The 16472-nt window shown below is 51.1% G+C and carries 13 protein-coding genes; 2 read left to right on the forward strand and 11 right to left on the reverse strand.

Features of this window, described 5'->3' with window-relative positions:
• Positions 1 to 4 precede the first annotated feature (4 nt).
• Positions 5 to 2026 (forward strand): methyl-accepting chemotaxis protein, encoded by a 2022-nt coding sequence (locus tag HCX89_RS19125; protein WP_144161632.1) that lies wholly within the window; start codon positions 5 to 7, stop codon positions 2024 to 2026.
• Between the two features lie 264 nt (positions 2027 to 2290).
• Here HCX89_RS19125 and HCX89_RS19130 read toward each other — a convergent pair whose 3' ends face one another.
• The 9 genes from HCX89_RS19130 to rplU all read right to left on the reverse strand — a co-directional run bounded on the left by HCX89_RS19130 (position 2291) and on the right by rplU (position 11727).
• Entirely contained in the window at positions 2291 to 2887 is a 597-nt protein-coding gene (locus HCX89_RS19130; protein ID WP_167717066.1) for a DUF6624 domain-containing protein, read from the reverse strand.
• A gap of 122 nt (positions 2888 to 3009) precedes the next feature.
• Positions 3010 to 5733, reverse strand: coding sequence for a DEAD/DEAH box helicase (locus HCX89_RS19135; RefSeq protein WP_167717068.1), 2724 nt, complete (start codon positions 5731 to 5733; stop codon positions 3010 to 3012).
• 1832 nt (positions 5734 to 7565) lie between these two features.
• A complete protein-coding gene (locus tag HCX89_RS19140) occupies positions 7566 to 7955 on the reverse strand; it encodes a DUF3718 domain-containing protein (protein ID WP_167717070.1) in 390 nt (129 codons plus the stop codon).
• Positions 7956 to 8087: 132 nt separating this feature from the next.
• Positions 8088 to 8570: a type 3 dihydrofolate reductase gene (gene folA / locus HCX89_RS19145; RefSeq protein WP_167717072.1), complete on the reverse strand. Its 483-nt coding sequence runs from the start codon at positions 8568 to 8570 to the stop codon at positions 8088 to 8090.
• A 23-nt stretch (positions 8571 to 8593) separates the two neighbouring features.
• Positions 8594 to 9064 (reverse strand): threonine/serine exporter family protein, encoded by a 471-nt coding sequence (locus HCX89_RS19150; protein ID WP_025012066.1) that lies wholly within the window; start codon positions 9062 to 9064, stop codon positions 8594 to 8596.
• Entirely contained in the window at positions 9061 to 9822 is a 762-nt protein-coding gene (locus HCX89_RS19155) for a threonine/serine exporter family protein (protein WP_025012065.1), read from the reverse strand. Before HCX89_RS19155 ends, HCX89_RS19150 begins: the two co-directional genes overlap by 4 nt.
• A gap of 23 nt (positions 9823 to 9845) precedes the next feature.
• A complete protein-coding gene (gene cgtA, locus HCX89_RS19160) occupies positions 9846 to 11012 on the reverse strand; it encodes an Obg family GTPase CgtA (protein ID WP_025012064.1) in 1167 nt (388 codons plus the stop codon).
• Positions 11013 to 11146: 134 nt separating this feature from the next.
• Entirely contained in the window at positions 11147 to 11401 is a 255-nt protein-coding gene (gene rpmA, locus HCX89_RS19165; RefSeq protein WP_011760936.1) for a 50S ribosomal protein L27, read from the reverse strand.
• A gap of 14 nt (positions 11402 to 11415) precedes the next feature.
• Positions 11416 to 11727 (reverse strand): 50S ribosomal protein L21, encoded by a 312-nt coding sequence (gene rplU / locus HCX89_RS19170; RefSeq protein ID WP_025012063.1) that lies wholly within the window; start codon positions 11725 to 11727, stop codon positions 11416 to 11418.
• Between the two features lie 273 nt (positions 11728 to 12000).
• On the opposite strand from rplU, the gene ispB reads away from it, so the two are divergent.
• Positions 12001 to 12972 (forward strand): octaprenyl diphosphate synthase, encoded by a 972-nt coding sequence (gene ispB / locus HCX89_RS19175; RefSeq protein ID WP_025890099.1) that lies wholly within the window; start codon positions 12001 to 12003, stop codon positions 12970 to 12972.
• A 115-nt stretch (positions 12973 to 13087) separates the two neighbouring features.
• Here the strand turns inward: ispB and clpB are convergent, their stop codons facing one another.
• Both clpB and pgeF read right to left on the reverse strand, forming a co-directional pair.
• Entirely contained in the window at positions 13088 to 15661 is a 2574-nt protein-coding gene (clpB, locus tag HCX89_RS19180; RefSeq protein WP_096140912.1) for an ATP-dependent chaperone ClpB, read from the reverse strand.
• 96 nt (positions 15662 to 15757) lie between these two features.
• Positions 15758 to 16471 (reverse strand): peptidoglycan editing factor PgeF, encoded by a 714-nt coding sequence (gene pgeF / locus HCX89_RS19185; RefSeq protein ID WP_101059401.1) that lies wholly within the window; start codon positions 16469 to 16471, stop codon positions 15758 to 15760.
• Between the last annotated feature and the right edge of the window lies 1 nt (position 16472).

Here is a 16472-nt window from a genome sequence, read left to right on the forward strand (position 1 = left end):
GCCTATGAAGTTGAATGTAGCGACCCGAGTCATAGCAGGGTTTGCCGTAGTCACCCTGCTATTGATCCTGCTTGGTGCTGTTTCCTGGTTCACCAACAATGAACTGAAAAACACCACCGAAGTTCTACAGCAGCTGAGTATCCCGGCACTCAAATCAACCGGCGAGCTGGGTGAAACCCTCAGCGAACAGCAAAGGTTGGTTCTGGTGGGTTACCATGTCACCAAGGCCAATAAACTCCCGCCTATCCAACAGCAGTTTGCCAGTCAAAAGCAAAACTTCAAGGCGCAATTTGCCAGTCTGTCAAAGCTGGTACAGCACGAGCCCGGGCTCAAAGAGATCCTGCCCCAGGTAGAGCGTAATTATCAGGCCTTTATCAACACCAGCGAACGCATGATGGCCGACCACCTCAGCGCCCTGGAGCAACAGGAAAACCTCAATAAACAGCGGGATCAGCTGGAAACAACCGCTGATGATGCTGCCAGTCTGCTGCTGGATCTGATGGATCTGGAGCAGAGCCAGGACACAACTGAGCGGGAGATTGCCGCTTCCGCCGCCGCTCTGGACAGCAATGTCACCAATGTGATCAGTACTGTTTACGATCTGGTCGCCACCGAAGAGCGCAGCAAGTACGAAATCATAGTCAAAGAACTTAGCTATATCATCAATGAAGCCGAGGCCAAGCTGGAGTACATCAGTCGCCATGGCGCCGGTGTCATCGATGCCGACGTGCTCAACGAAATGAACAGCGAGCTTGGCAAACTCAGCCAACATCTTAAGGGCAAAAACTCGATTCAGGCCCAGAAAGCGACCCAACTTGAGCTCAAAGCCAGTACTCAAGTGGCGCTGAATCAAGTGGAAACCGACAAGAAGAACGTCAATCAGGCAATGGGGGCTCTTTCCGGTGCCATCGAAACCCTGACCAACGAGATTAACGCCAAAACCCTGGCCAGTATCGACTCGGCCAGTATGCAGACCCTATTGGTGGTGCTTGTGGCGATAGTGGTTGCCATAGCTGTGAGTATTGCTGTGGTGAAACCACTGACCGCCTCACTCAACCGTATCAATCAGGCATTGAATATCCTAGCTTCCGGTGACTTGACCCATAAGCTGGATGACTCTGGTCAGGATGAGTTTGCCGAGCTTTCCCGCAACTGCAACCGCCTTATCGACAGTCTCAGAGGTCTTATTCGCGGCATTTTGGATAGATCCAACCAATTGGCCGCCGCCGCCGAACAAACCTCGGCGGTTACCTCACAAACCACTATCGGGATCCAGGAGCAGAAGAGCCAGGTGGATCAAGTGGCCACGGCTACCACAGAGCTGAGCTCCAGTGCCCAGCAGGTATCCCACAGCGCCGACCACGCCCTGAACCAAATTAAACAGGCCGATGAAGAAGCCCAGCATATGCGGATGATTGCCGAGGAAAACCGCCGCACCATAGAAGCGCTGGCCGAAGAAGTCGCCAAGGCGGGGCAAGTGATCAACAAGGTGCATTCCGACAGTGATGCCATAGGCTCGATTCTGGATGTTATTCGCGGCATTGCCGAGCAGACTAATCTACTGGCACTCAACGCCGCCATTGAGGCCGCCAGGGCCGGCGAACAGGGACGCGGCTTTGCCGTTGTGGCCGATGAGGTACGCAACCTCGCATCCCGCACCCAGGAGTCGACCCAGGAGATCCAGCAGATGATCCAGGTGCTGCAAACCGGCACCCAAGAGGCGGTCGCTGTCATGGAACAAGGCCGCGCCCAGGCCAACTCCTGCGTCGCCAAGACAGAGCAAGCCAATCAAGCTCTGGAAGCCATCAGCGAATCTGTACATCAGGCTTTCGATGCCGGAACCCAAATCGCCAACGCAGCTCAGGAACAGAACCTGGTCAGCCAGCAGGTTTCAGAGAAACTGGAACATATTGCGCTGATATCGGAAGAAACCGCCTCAGGCGCCGATCAGACCGCCCAATCCAGCCACCAGGTAGCGCAACTCGCCGAAGAGTTGCAGGCTTCGGTTGGCGAGTTCAAAGTCTAATCTTAAAACCATCGGCCGTCTTCCCCAAAGGTTTTGTCGCGGGGACGACGGCCGACATAGCTTTCAGCTCAAAATAGCCAAATAACATTGATTGGGCTTCCGGTGACGGATGTTTCATTGCCTGCAGCGGGGATGGGCTGGGAGCCCTAATGCGGTGAATAACACCCGGTTATGGGGCGGAAAATGCTTGGCTATAATTTAGGAACGAAGTGACGCAAGCCAAAATTTTTTGCGCCCCAGCATAAACCGTTTGTTATATGCACTTTAATTCAGATCTATTTCTGGGTGATCTTTGATGCCATACATTTCTTCCATAAGTTTCTTATAAAATTCTAAAGGTGGCATGTTCATTTCAGCCCTTCTTTCATCCACTGTATCAATGTCTGAAATGGGCATAAAAGCTATTTCACCATTTTTAACATCTGCTTGTGTGCCATATATTTGCTTTTTGCCCATACGGATAAGTACACGATCAGTTAATAACGCTACTTCCTGTCCTGATACGCCTTCGTTGCTTAAGTAAGATTCCTTTAAAATAGGGAGCATCCTTTCTTGGAACTCAGTGTCTGGTGAATGCTGAATTATAAGAAAAGCAGCCCCTATACCTTCTTTTCCTACCTCAACCTCAGTAAACCATTGTCGTTCGCTCAATATTGCTTTGAGCTTTTTTGTATTCTCATGGTCGACAGTTGATAATTTGGTATGAAGATTTTTTGGAGCTTTGTCCCAGCCTGCTTCGCCTAATTGTTTGCGTACTGATTGGTCCAATTTTGCCATTTCTAAGAGTTGAGACTGTAATACTTTGTCTATCTCGGCATTAGCAAAAGAAGGAATGAGGAGAAGTAAAAAAAGTAAGCGCATTTTCGAAATCCTTTTGTGCATATAACGCCGCGCTCTGCGGCAAATTTGGAGCGCAGCGTAAAATTTGTCCGGCAGCAGCGTTTTGTTATGTCACCGTTCATTATCACATGCTCAGAATGCGCTTATTCTTGATAGGTGGGTTTACCATCTAGGCGACTCAAGTCACTAAGTCCAGGTTGCTGCAGCCATTCAATAAAATCCTCTGCAGAAACTGACCCTAGTAGCACACGCAAAACGCCCTCAATAAAAACGGTATGCTCTATCAATGTAATATCATGCGCTCCAGCCACTTTCTTTTTACATGTTTCATCAAAATGTGGCTTGCCAAGGGTTATACGCCTATAAGCTGGGTCAAAGTCCGCGGACTTTTGAAGAACAGCCCACGCTTCCTCTTTTCCAATCAACGGATTTTTTTTCTGAGTCGTTTTGCATTCAATAAGAAGTGTTTTGTTGCCTAGCTCGAGCATTAAATCTGGGACGTTTTGGCGCTTACCGTCATCAACTTCGGTGACTATCCAAGAAGCTTCTTCTTTTAACAGTTCTAATATGGCTTGTTCGTACTCTGTATCAAAGCTCGTACTACAGTTTTCCACGAGTTGATCCACACCTACAGTTTGCGCCACTCGGTTATGGGCATTGGCTAGCCTGTCTTCAGATACACCGGATACAGATTCAACGGCTTCGACGAGTGCCTCTGCACGTATTGGGTTGCGCAGAATAGATGCCAGCTTATCGACTCCACTTAACAGTACATCTTTTAGAGTGGTTATTCCCTGTGCTACGAGGGCCATCGCTCGCTGTCGCCCTACACCTGGGACCTGATATTTTTGAGAGACTCGAAGTACATCTAAAGCTTCGGCCGGAGCTCCCCATCGAACCATTCGAGTCAGCATCCCCAGCTGGTTAGTTACATTTTGGGAGCAACAAAACTCTGGTACACATGACAACTTTTGAAGTCCATCCAACACCCAAGCCACATCATTTGAAAGACGATGAATCTGCCCCGATGATACTTTAGTCCTGAATGCAATTTTTCGTTCCTGTTCCCCTTGGGAAAAAAGAAATACTGCATGGGCACATTGAGCCGCACGAACATTAGACGGGTTTAGAGAAGTCAGCAATTCCTGTCCACGTAGAAAAGAAACAGATTCATATTCTGTAGGTTGAAATGTTAAATATCGCGTTGGCTTTTCGCCACTAAACTCATCGCACATCACAATTGCATGAATTAACCCAGGCACAACTTGTTCAAATGATCCCTCAAGACGCTCTCGATGAGTGGTCAATAGATTAGAAAACTGCACCGCAGTAGATGGCAATAATCCTGTTGTCGCCGTGACCGCACCAAAAGGTGTTACCGTTAACTCAGCCCCCTCAGCCACCATAAAATCATGTTTAAGCAACCACTCAATCGATTCTTTAGTCTTCGCCTCCAACATCTGGAGCTTAACTGGATTTTTATCAAGCGTCTGATACCAATAAAGTGTATTTTTAAAAAATTCAATAATAGAGTCATAGCTGGCAGCAAGACCAGCAGAAATAATCGCAAGAACCGTCTTCCTTAAACCCACTGAAAAATAGCGAGATTCAAGCTCATCATTCTCGGGGAGAACAAGCTGATTGGCATGTTGAAGCTCAACTTGATTCCTCGGAATTATGATAGAAAATCCCTCTGGGTGCATACCTAATCGACCAGCTCTTCCAGACATGTTCCTGTAGTCCCATCTGGCGATCCTACTACCGGCTCTATCTCCCCATTGATATGTTAATTTCCAGAACACGATTGACCGAAAAGGAAAATTTACACCTGCTGCGAGGGTTGAAGTAGCAAAACAAACATCGATGTCACCTTCTCCAATTCCTCGTTCGATTACTTGTCTTTCTTGCGGAGAAAGATCAGCAGTATGAAATGTCACATGCCTTTCTGCATGATCTCTAAGACTATTAGAAGATTCCGTAGGCTCTGAAAAAAGCTCCAGCTGATTGGATAAAGCAATCCCTCGGTTTTGTTTAGGGCGACTTCTAGAGAAGGCTTCGGCTAGCTGCGTAGCCTCTCGACGCGATTCAGTAAATACAAGAATTGGCCCTCGGCCTAGTGATAATAATTTTGAAACAACTTCCTCCACGCCAGAGGGAACCTTACTACCAATATCAACAATTTCACCTTGTTCTTGCCCAAATGTTGTTCTGTAGGCCTGCCCATTGAACCAAATTTCTTGATGCAGCGGAATGTCACGGAGACTACTAGAAACTAACGTGCATCCCATCCATCCAGCCAAATCTTCTGCATTCCCTACCGTTGCAGTAAGCGCAATAAATTGTCCCATTCCTCGCTGCCGTAATGCTGAACACAACGTTTCGATCTCCGGCCCTCTTCCGTCTTCACGAAGAATTTGAAGTTCATCTGCGATAACCAATGCATCGTTTGATCTGAGCTGACCAGCCAACAGTAAGCCTAAAGCTTTTTCGTAAGTCGCAACTGTAAACTGCGCATCTATATCTCCTTCATCTCGATCACCAGTGCTTAATCCAATTGAAGCTAATGGAATTGGAGCTTCTTCACCAAAACGCTGACAGAAATCTAGATACTTTTGGTCGGCGAGAGCCTTATGGGAAACAAGATAAATAATCCGCTTGCCATTTCGAAGGCCAGTAAGAGCCGCAAGCTCACCTACTAACGTCTTTCCCGAAGAAGTAGGTGCACTAACAACCATGCTCTGTCCAAGCATTACGCCTGCTTGTATCGCACGTTGTTGAATATCAGTAAGTTGATGAATGTTCCAACTAGATAATGCTTCCTTGATAAATTCATCAAAACCGTCTGCAACTACATCTTGTATTTTCATACTATTCCTTATCCTTAGTACGTGGCAGAGGCTAATCTGACATAACAGCTGTATAGTGCGCATGCGCGTTTTAGTCCTCGGAGGAGTGTGAACGCGCATCGCTATCTGTTTGTATTAGCTGGATATAATAGAGTTTAGTCCTAATATCCCTTGCAGCTAAACGCGCATGCGCGGTTTCCAAACCTATTATCTACCAGCTGTATTTTTTAAGTTTATGAATTTAATGCTATTTTCTAAAATGTTACAGAAATAACGCGCAAACTTAGCTGCAAATTTCCGGGATTTTTCCTGGAACGGCAATAATACTGTATAGAAAATCAGTTATTAGGCGCTTGTCATAAGCGCTCCAAGCTCTGCAACTAAGGGCCTTAAAACCAAGGGCCCTACAACTCAGGCCCGACAAAAAACGTTAAGTAAAGCTATGGCTACCGCACGGGTCCAAACTCTGTTCGTCCCTGAATTCCGCTTAATGCGGAAAAGTGTTGTTGCTTTCGGCCTTGAACTTAAGAAAGTGCTGAATCCAAAGTATTGAATTGGTTATACAATAGCCAGCATTGAATGTTAAAACAATTAGCCAAAGGTCAAGTTTTGACAAAGGCAACAAAACTCTGATTTAGGTTATTTTTGCAACAGAATTGACTGGGTGTTTGCATTCTTCCCTTTTTTCGACAGTCATAGTCCCACCTAGTACTGGCCGAGCTTCCGGCCACGGTGTAGCTAATCACCTACGGTACGCTTTTCGCACAGGCGATCCTGTGACTCGGCGAGAGTTGCATAGCAACATGCTTTCGAGCGCGAACCAGGGATGGTGAGCTGGCCGTTAAACAGGGAAGCTGTTGTGAATACGTCCATGTAGCCTCGACGAAAACGTCCCTGTTTTCGACGGTCACAGTTTCGCCTGTGCCTGAAAATGAGGTGTATGCCTGCAGATCTTTCAAATGGTTCAAGCTACTCAGGGCTAACAGAATTGCACTAATTCCCCCCTCGGTGTCGCCGAAAGCCGTTGGCGCAAATAACGTGGTTAAGCAGCAGCCAATCACCTGCGGTGCGCTTTTCGCACAGGCGATCCTGTGACACGCTGCGAGTACGTCCCTGTAAGCTCTGCCTCGCCATCCCAGGCTCGGAAGGTCACAGTTCCACCTGTGCCTGGAAAATGGGCATATGTCTGCAGCCTAAAACGACTCTGTGTGGGAAGAATTGCACCAATTCCCCCTTCGGAGCCGCCGCTGGCGTTGTTGCAAATTGGCGTAGCCGAGACAGGGATGTCGAGGCTCGAAGGTCGAGCAAGGATGCGAGTCCTGAGTGTAGCCAATTTGCTTCATAAGCCAGTGGGGATTTCGGCTACGTCGGGGTGTCCTTGGGGATGCAAGGGGCTTTGGACAAGCAAAGCCCCTTGCCCGGTGTGGTGTGGAACACCACGACTTTCGGCCGCTGGCACAGCGGCTATCATAGCGTTCAGCTAAAAGTTCCTAAGTTAGTACTGGCCGAACTTCCGGCCATGGTGTAGCCCATCACCTGCGGTGCGGATAGGCAGGAAGCCTGAATGCAGTGAAGGACAGGACGTCCGGGAACTGCCTTTCGCACAGGCAATCCTGTGACTCGGCGAGAGTTGCGCAGCAACATGCTTTCGAGCGCGAACCAAGGATGGAAAGCTGACCATTGTGCATGGAGGCATTTACACCACGACTTCAGGGCGTTCAACAACGGTTCTCGCACACCTGCTGTTCGGAGCAAGAAAGCAATGGGTTTCCAAAACCCGAGTGTTATAGCGTTAGATAGCAAAAGCCGGGATTAAACCCGGCTTTTATATCGAGCAAAGAAAGATACTAGCCTCAGCTACCTAGACGCTCTTTGATGGCTTGGGTGATAATACTGGCACCAAAACCATTGGCTTCGGCCCAGTCGACTATGCTCTTGCCATCGGCTTCCGCCACTTCCAGCTCGGTCTTTGACAAGCGCTTGGCAATAAACTCGCCGGTATCTTCGGCGTTGCTGTGATAGGCGGTGCGCAGCAGGCTTTCGCCGTCACAGGAGATCCCGGAATAGATGTTACGCAGCTTCATCCGGTTCTCTTTCAGCTTCTTACGCAGGCGGTTTTTGTCGTTGGATTTGACGTAATCACAGATACTGGCAGCCAGTAGATCTTCGGCTTTAGCAGTTGAGGGGACTGACACTGAGGATGCAGCAATCAGCGCAGCAATGGCCACGGGCAACAGACGCATCTGACACTCCTTTTTGTAATTGTTATTAATGCCAAGAGTCCTCAGCAAACGCATCTGCTGAGGACTCTTGGCATAAGGATCGGCTCGTGGCTGGCGCCACTCACGTTTCAGGGTTCAAAAGTCCGTCACAATTTAACATTTTCTCACCATATTGATAAAGCGAAAATCCAACCCATTTACACTATGGCCACTTTCCTCGTGAATTTGCTGCCATCTGCCATCGTCCCATTCGGGAAAGCGAGTGTCCCCTTCCACTTGCAAGTCTATTTCTGTCAGATACAGCGTATCGGCTTGAGGCAGAATTTCCCGGTAGAGCTGGCCGCCGCCTATCACCACCAGCTCTTCGCAGTTTCCGGCCGCTTCCACAGCCTCTTTGAAGGAAGAAACCCGGGTAACACCTTCCGGGGCATAGTCGCTCTGGCGGCTGATCACTATGTTGTGGCGCCCTGGCAGAGGACGACCTATGGATTCGAAAGTCTTACGTCCCATCACCACCGGCTTTCCCAGAGTCATCTGCTTAAAATGACGCAGATCTTCCGGCAGATGCCAGGGCATTTGGTTATCTTTACCTATGACTCTGTCATGGGCCATGGCGGCAATCATGGCGATGCGCATATACGCTCCTTGTTATTATTGGATTAAATCACCGGGCGGGTACGGAAATACAACAGACTGGGCATGGCCAGACCGACAGATAAAGCCCCGAGAATAAACACGGTTTTCAGGCCATTGGTGACCACTTGTTCCCACAGCTCGGTACTGAGCTGTGACTGGGCGGTCAATTGCACCAGGGCAATCACAGTGTTGTAGGCATAGGAACCCGGGATCATAGGGATAATCGCCGCCACGGCATACAGCAGTGGTGGTGCCAGATGACGCTTGGCAAAGGCAATAGTCACCATACCTATGATGCCGGCAGCGGCAAAGGTGGCCCACTCTATCGGCAAGCCAAACTGCAACATCAAGGTCCGTGAGCTGTGGCCTATGGCCCCGGCCAGAGCACAGTAAAGCAGATAACGCCTGGGAACATTAAACAGCATGGCAAAACCCATGGCGGGAATAGCCGAGAAAAAGGCATCATTCAGCAGTAACAACAGAGTGTCCATCACAGGAAAATCCCCCCAAGCTGCATGGCAATGGTAATGCCTATCACGGAGGAAACTGTCATCAAGGTCGCCTGCCCCCAGCGAGAGATCCCTACATTCATATGACCTTTAACCATATCCGATATCGAGTTGATCATCGGAAAGCCGGGAACCAGCATCAGCACAGAGGCCGCCATCGCCAGCTCTGGGGTTTGGGTCACAGGATAGAGATACCCCAACTGGGCTGCCAAGCTGGTGACAAAGGCGGTCACGGCAAAATTCACCAACACATTGAAGTGACGTTGCGCCATGGCCAGGCGCACAAACATGCCGATGACAGAAGCAAAGAAGGTGAAAAGGCATGCGGCCAGGTCGCCACCGAACAGGTGACAAAAACTGCCGCAGGAGAGGCCTATCATGGGGATAAGCAGCCACTTGGGGTAGGTTTTGGGTTGCAGTCTGGCGAGGCGTTTGCGGACTTCATTGGGGCCATAGAGGCCTTTTTCGGCCAGCAGGCAAATGCGTTGCAACTCGCACACCACTGTCATATTAATGCCGTGCTCACGAATGCGCCGGGTAGTGGTAATACAACGACCGGAAACCAAGCTGGTGAGCACCAGCGAATTGGAGGAGATGGATAGCTCGACACTGGCCAAGCCAAGTGCCCGGCCAAGACGCTGACTGATCTCTTCAACCAGTTCAGATTCAGCGCCGTAGGCCAGCAATAGCTGAGCAACCCGGACGACCTGCCGGGTGATATCGTTTTGGGTATCAGCGTACACAGGTGTTCAGGCTCGCTCAGATATTATCTTTGGTAAATAACCTCAACATCATAATCATCGTCGTCGAAGTCATCGTCGAACTCGTCATCATAGTCTTCGTTGAGATCTTCCAGGCTATCCTGATGGTAGTTGTCCCATTTGAACTCAACATCGGCGTCAGGATCTTGCTGTTGCTCTTCCGCCGGCAGACTGCTGATAAAGTCATAGAGCTTTTCTGCCAGTTCCTTGGTGCCTTCACGGGTATAAGCCGAAATGGTATAAACATCCCCTTCCCAGCCCATCTCCTTGACTATGCTGTCGACTCTTTCCTGCAGCTCTTCTTCCAGCAGCAGATCTGTCTTGTTGAACACCAACCAACGTGGCTTGGAAGCCAGCTTGGGCGAGTATTTTTCAAGCTCAGTAACAATCGCCTTGGCCGCTTCGGCCGGGCTAGTGCCATCGATAGGCTCAATATCCAGGATATGCAGCAATACACGGCAACGCTCAAGGTGCTTGAGGAAGCGAATACCCAGACCGGCACCTTCGGCGGCACCTTCGATCAACCCAGGGATATCTGCCACCACAAAGCTCTGTCCTGGACGTGGGTTTACTACCCCCAGGTTAGGAACCAAGGTGGTAAAGGGATAATCGGCCACTTTTGGTGTCGCGCGGGAAACCGCCCGAATAAAGGTCGACTTACCTGCATTTGGCATACCAAGCAGGCCCACATCGGCCAACAGCATCAGCTCAAGACGCAAGCTGCGCACTTCACCTGGCGTGCCCAGGGTTTTTTGTCTGGGGGCACGGTTAACACTGCTCTTGAAGCGGGTATTGCCAAGACCGTGGAAGCCACCTTTGGCCACCAACAGCTTCTGACCATGCTTGGTCAGGTCACCGAGTACTTCGTCGGTTTCTTCATCAACCGCCCGGGTACCCACAGGTACCTTGAGTACCAAGTCCTGGCCGCCTTTACCGGTACAGTCACGGCCGCGGCCGTTTTCACCGCGCTCGGCCATATGGAAACGCTCAAAACGGTAGTCAATCAGGGTGTTGAGGTTTTCGTCGGCTTGCAGATAAACACTGCCACCGTCGCCACCATCGCCACCGTCTGGACCACCATCCGGCACGTACTTTTCACGTCTGAAGCTGACGCAGCCACTGCCACCATCTCCAGCTTCAACTCTGATCACTGCCTCATCGACAAACTTCATACATACTCCTGGCACCACGGAATGGGGCAATTATACTGCCTAACCCTGCAAGGCGCCAAAAAACAGAAACTATGGCTTTCGCCCAAAACAAAAGCCCCACCAATGGCGGGGCTCAAGCAATTCTGGTTTGAAGATTAGTCTTCGATGCTAACGAACTTACGGTTGTTAGGACCTTTAACTTCAAACTTAACTTTGCCGTCAGTCAGGGCAAACAGAGTATGGTCACGACCGATACCTACGTTAACACCTGCGTGGAACTTAGTACCACGTTGACGAACAATGATGTTACCAGCCAGAACTGATTCGCCGCCGAAGCGCTTTACACCAAGACGTTTGCTTTCTGAATCGCGGCCGTTACGAGTAGAACCGCCAGCTTTTTTGTGTGCCATGAGTCAGACTCCTATTAAGCGTTGATAGCAGTGATTTTAACTTCAGTGAACCACTGACGGTGGCCCATTTTCTTCTCGTGGTGCTTACGACGGTTGAACTTTTGGATAGTTACCTTTTCACCACGGCCATGGCTAACAACAGTAGCCACAACTTTACCGCCTGCTACCAGAGGGGTACCTACTTGGACGTTTTCACCATCAGCGATCAGCAGAACTTGATCGAACTCGATAGTCTCACCAGTGGCAACTTCAATTTTTTCCAAACGAACAGTATGGCCTTCAGCAACACGGTGTTGCTTACCACCACTTTGAAAAACAGCGTACATAGCTATTTTACTCCGAAATTCTTAACACGCCGGCTCATCTCTATGAGGCTGGGTGCTACAAAAACTTTAATGACAATGGGCGCGGAGTTTACGCGAAGAATCCTTTACTGGCAAGCCCTAATTGACGAAGAAGAAAAAAAGACCGGATTAACTCGCACATTGATCTCTCTGCTACTGTCTTGTTCATTAATTTTAGGTAAACTTCGGTCTATTAAAATATTTAAGCTTATCGGGAGCTGCCGATTCGGCGTTCCTTCATACCTAGAGTCTACTATGGATTTAACTGCTATCCGTCAGCTGGCTGACGCCGACATGCAAGCCGTCAATCAACTGATCTACAAACAACTCGAATCTGATGTTGCCCTGATCAATCAATTGGGGTTCTACATCATCAACGGTGGCGGCAAGCGTATGCGGCCGTTACTGTCGATTCTGGCGGCCAGATCACTCGACTATAGTGGTGAAGCACACCTGAAGCTGGCTGCTATTATAGAGTTTATTCATACGGCTTCTCTGCTTCACGACGATGTGGTGGATGAATCTACTCTGCGCCGTGGACGGGAAACCGCAAACGCCCTGTTTGGCAACAGTGCCAGCGTGCTGGTTGGCGACTTCCTTTATACCCGCTCTTTCCAGATGATGACAGAGCTGGAGTCGATGAAGGTACTGCAGGTACTGGCCAATACCACTAACGTATTGGCCGAGGGTGAAGTGCTGCAGTTAATGAACTGCAACGATCCGGATACCACAGAAGCCAGCTATATGCGGGTTATTTACTGCAAGACTGCCAAGTTGTTTGAAGCAGCAACCCGTCTTGCCGGTGTGCTGGCCGGCTGCGACAGCGAAATGGAAACGGCGCTGGCCGACTATGGCAAATACCTGGGCACCGCATTCCAGTTAACCGATGACCTGCTGGACTATACTGCCGACGCCGAAGAGCTGGGCAAGAACATAGGTGATGACCTCGCCGAAGGTAAACCCACACTGCCACTCATCTACGCCATCGCCCACGGGACAGAGCCACAGCGGCAGATGATCCGCCAGGCGATTGAACAAGGTGACGGCACCGAGCATATCGAGGCGATAATTGATGCGCTCAACACCTGTGGCGCATTGGAATATACCCAACAAAGGGCCTATGAAGAGTCTGACAAGGCCATAGAAGCCCTTTCGGTGCTGCCTGAGTCCGACTACAAGCAGGCGCTGATAAGCCTGGCCAAAATCGCCGTAGCCCGCAGTCACTGATAGGCTTAAGACGACGGATTAAAACCCATCCGTTGAATTTGTCGTTTAACCCAAGCAAAAAAAGGAGCGCTCAAAGCGCTCCTTTTTGTTTTTTGCTGTGTGGTTTATGGTGTGATTACTGCTCAAACACCAAGTTGTCGTCGCGATAGTCCACCTTGATCGGCTGCCCTGGCAGTAACTCGCCTCTAAGCAGCTTTTGCGCCAGTGGGTTTTCCACCTCTTGCTGCAGTGCCCGCTTCAGCGGCCTTGCACCATACACAGGGTCGAACCCGGCTCTGGCGATAAAGCTCAGCGCGGCATCTGTGATCTCCAGCTCGAACTCTTTTTCTGCCAGACGTTGGCGCAGCGACTCGACCTGAATCGCGGCAATACTCTTGATATGCTCGCTCTCCAGCGGGTGGAACACCACGGTTTCGTCGATCCGGTTGAGGAACTCGGGGCGGAAGTGGTGCTGCACCACATTCATCACCTGAGCCTTCATCTCATCGTAACTTTGGTGACTGAACTGCTCCTGGATAATGTCGGAACCCAGGTTCGAGGTCATAATCACCACGGCGTTACGGAAGTCAACCGTACGACCCTGACCATCGGTCAGGCGGCCATCATCCAGTACCTGCAGCAGTATGTTGAACACATCCGGGTGTGCCTTTTCCACTTCATCGAGCAGGATCACCGAGTAGGGACGACGGCGCACCGCTTCGGTGAGGTAACCCCCTTCCTCATAACCCACATAGCCCGGAGGCGCCCCGACCAACCTGGAGACTGAGTGTTTCTCCATAAATTCGGACATATCTATCCGCACCATGGCGCTCTCTGTATCGAACAGGAACTTGGCCAGCGACTTACACAGCTCTGTCTTACCTACCCCGGTGGGGCCGAGGAACAGGAAGGAGCCTATGGGCCGGTTAGGATCGGCCAGACCAGCGCGGCTACGACGAATGGCGTTGGCCACGGCATCGACCGCCTCATCCTGGCCTATCACCCGCTCATGTAGCGCCTCTTCCATATGCAGCAGTTTTTCCCGCTCGCCTTCGAGCATCTTGGAAACCGGGATCCCGGTCGCCTTGGAAAGTACCTCGGCAATTTCAACATCCGTGACCTTATTACGCAGCAAAGTCATATCCTGCATCTCGGCCTGAGACGCCAGATCCAGCTGTTTCTCCAGCTCTGGGATGCGGCCGTATTGCAGCTCGGACATCCGGGTCAAATCACCGGCGCGGCGCGCCACATCGAGATCCAGTCTGGCTTGCTCCAGATCCGCCTTGATATGCTGAGTGCCCGCCAGTGCGGCTTTTTCTGTGTGCCAAATCTCGTTGAGTTCGGCCGCCTTCTGCTCCACTTCCACCAGCTCGCTGCGCAGGTGTTCGAGACGCTTACGACTGGCCTCATCGTTTTCCTTCGCCAACGCCTGCTCTTCCAGCTTGAGCTGAATGATACGGCGCTCGAGGCGATCCAGCGGCTCCGGCTTGGAGTCTATCTGCATTCGGATGCTGGAAGCGGCTTCGTCGATAAGGTCGATGGCCTTGTCCGGCAGTTTACGATCTGACACATAACGGTGGGACATGGTCGCCGCCGCCACAATCGCCGGGTCGGTGATCTCCACATGGTGATGCAGCTCGTAGCGCTCTTTCAGACCACGCAGAATAGCGATGGTATCCTCGACACTGGGCTCATCCACCAGAACTTTCTGGAAGCGCCGCTCCAGCGCCGCATCCTTCTCAATATACTGACGATATTCATCCAGAGTCGTGGCACCGACACAGTGCAGCTCACCGCGGGCCAGTGCCGGCTTGAGCATATTACCCGCATCCATGGCGCCATCGGATTTACCCGCGCCCACCATAGTATGCAGCTCGTCAATAAAGAGGATCACCTGGCCCTCTTCCTGAGCCAGCTCGTTGAGCACAGCCTTGAGTCTTTCTTCAAACTCACCACGGTATTTGGCACCGGCCACCAAAGCACCGAGATCCAGCGACAATACCCGTTTGTTCTTGATGCCTTCGGGCACCTCGCCGTTGACGATACGCTGCGCCAGCCCTTCAACAATGGCGGTCTTACCCACACCGGGCTCACCGATAAGCACAGGGTTGTTCTTGCTGCGACGCTGCAATACCTGCACTGTGCGGCGAATTTCATCGTCACGGCCAATAACAGGATCCAGCTTGCCCTGCTCGGCACGCTCGGTCAGATCTATGGTGTATTTTTTTAGCGCCTGGCGCTGATCCTCAGCATTGGGATCGTCCACCTTATGGCCGCCACGTACGGCTTCGATGGTTTTCTCCATCAGCTCTTTGGTGGCACCGGCCTGCTTGAGGCACTGTGCCAGGGTGTCGTTACCTTCCAGTGCAGCCAGAATAAACAGCTCACTGGAGATATATTTGTCTTTGCGCTTCTGTGCCAGCTTGTCGCACAGATTCAGCAAACGTATCAGCGCCTGGGATAACTGAACATCACCGCCTGTGCCTTCCACCTGTGGCAAGCGCTCCAGTTCCTGACTTACCAGTGAACGCAGAGTGCTGACCTGGATACCGGCTTGGGTCAACAGCGGATGAATTGAACCGCCATCCTGATTCAACAAAGCCATCATCAAATGGACAGGTTCTATGAACTGATGGTCACGGCCAAGAGCCAGAGATTGGGCATCCGAGATAGCAAGCTGAAATTTATTGGTCATACGATCGAGTCGCATACAGCCTCCTGAAACTCTCAAAATAAGGTATTACTTTGTTAGCTTAAAGATGGGGATGCTTTAACTAATTTCAAGTCAGACGAATGAAATAACCACTCAATCAGTGAGCCAAATAAGCGAGGCCATACGGCCGGTACGACCGTCTCGGCGGTAGGAAAAATAGTCTTTGTTGTTATAGGTGCAGACATCCAAGGCATATACCTGCCGAACACCCGCCTGCTGCAATCTGAGCCTGGCAAGCCCCTGCAGATCGCCGAGAAACTTGTCCCCCTTGGCCACAAAGCAGTCGTCGGCCCTGGGGTCTTTATCGCAAAAAGCGGCACGCACTTCTCCGCCGACTTCGAAGGCAGTTTTGCCTATGGCCGGTCCGAGGCAGGCGATAAGCTCGGAGCCGGGACGAAAACGGGCTATTCCCGCTTCGATGACGCCATCACACAGGCCGCGCCAGCCGGCGTGCAGCGCCGCCACCTGGGTGCCTGCACTGTCACACAGAAGTACGGGCAGGCAATCGGCGGTCATCACCACGGCCACATGCGCCTTGCTGTCGCTATAGCTGCCATCGGCAATCCTTAGGGGGTCACGCGCCAGGTCGACCACCTCTGTGCCATGTACCTGCTCCAGCCATGCCGGCTCGCAGGGCAGAGCCAGCCGCTTTGCCAATAGAGCACGGTTGGCCTGCACAGATGCGGGATCATCACCCACATGCAGCCCCAGATTCAGGCTGTCAAACGGCGGCTGGCTGACACCGCCATGACGCTGGGTCATGGCGATTCTGACATTGGCCGGCAGCGGCCAGTGGCAGCCGTACATG

Source organism: Shewanella sp. Iso12 (assembly GCF_012030025.1).
In the GTDB taxonomy this organism is placed as follows: Bacteria; Pseudomonadota; Gammaproteobacteria; order Enterobacterales; family Shewanellaceae; genus Shewanella; species Shewanella algae.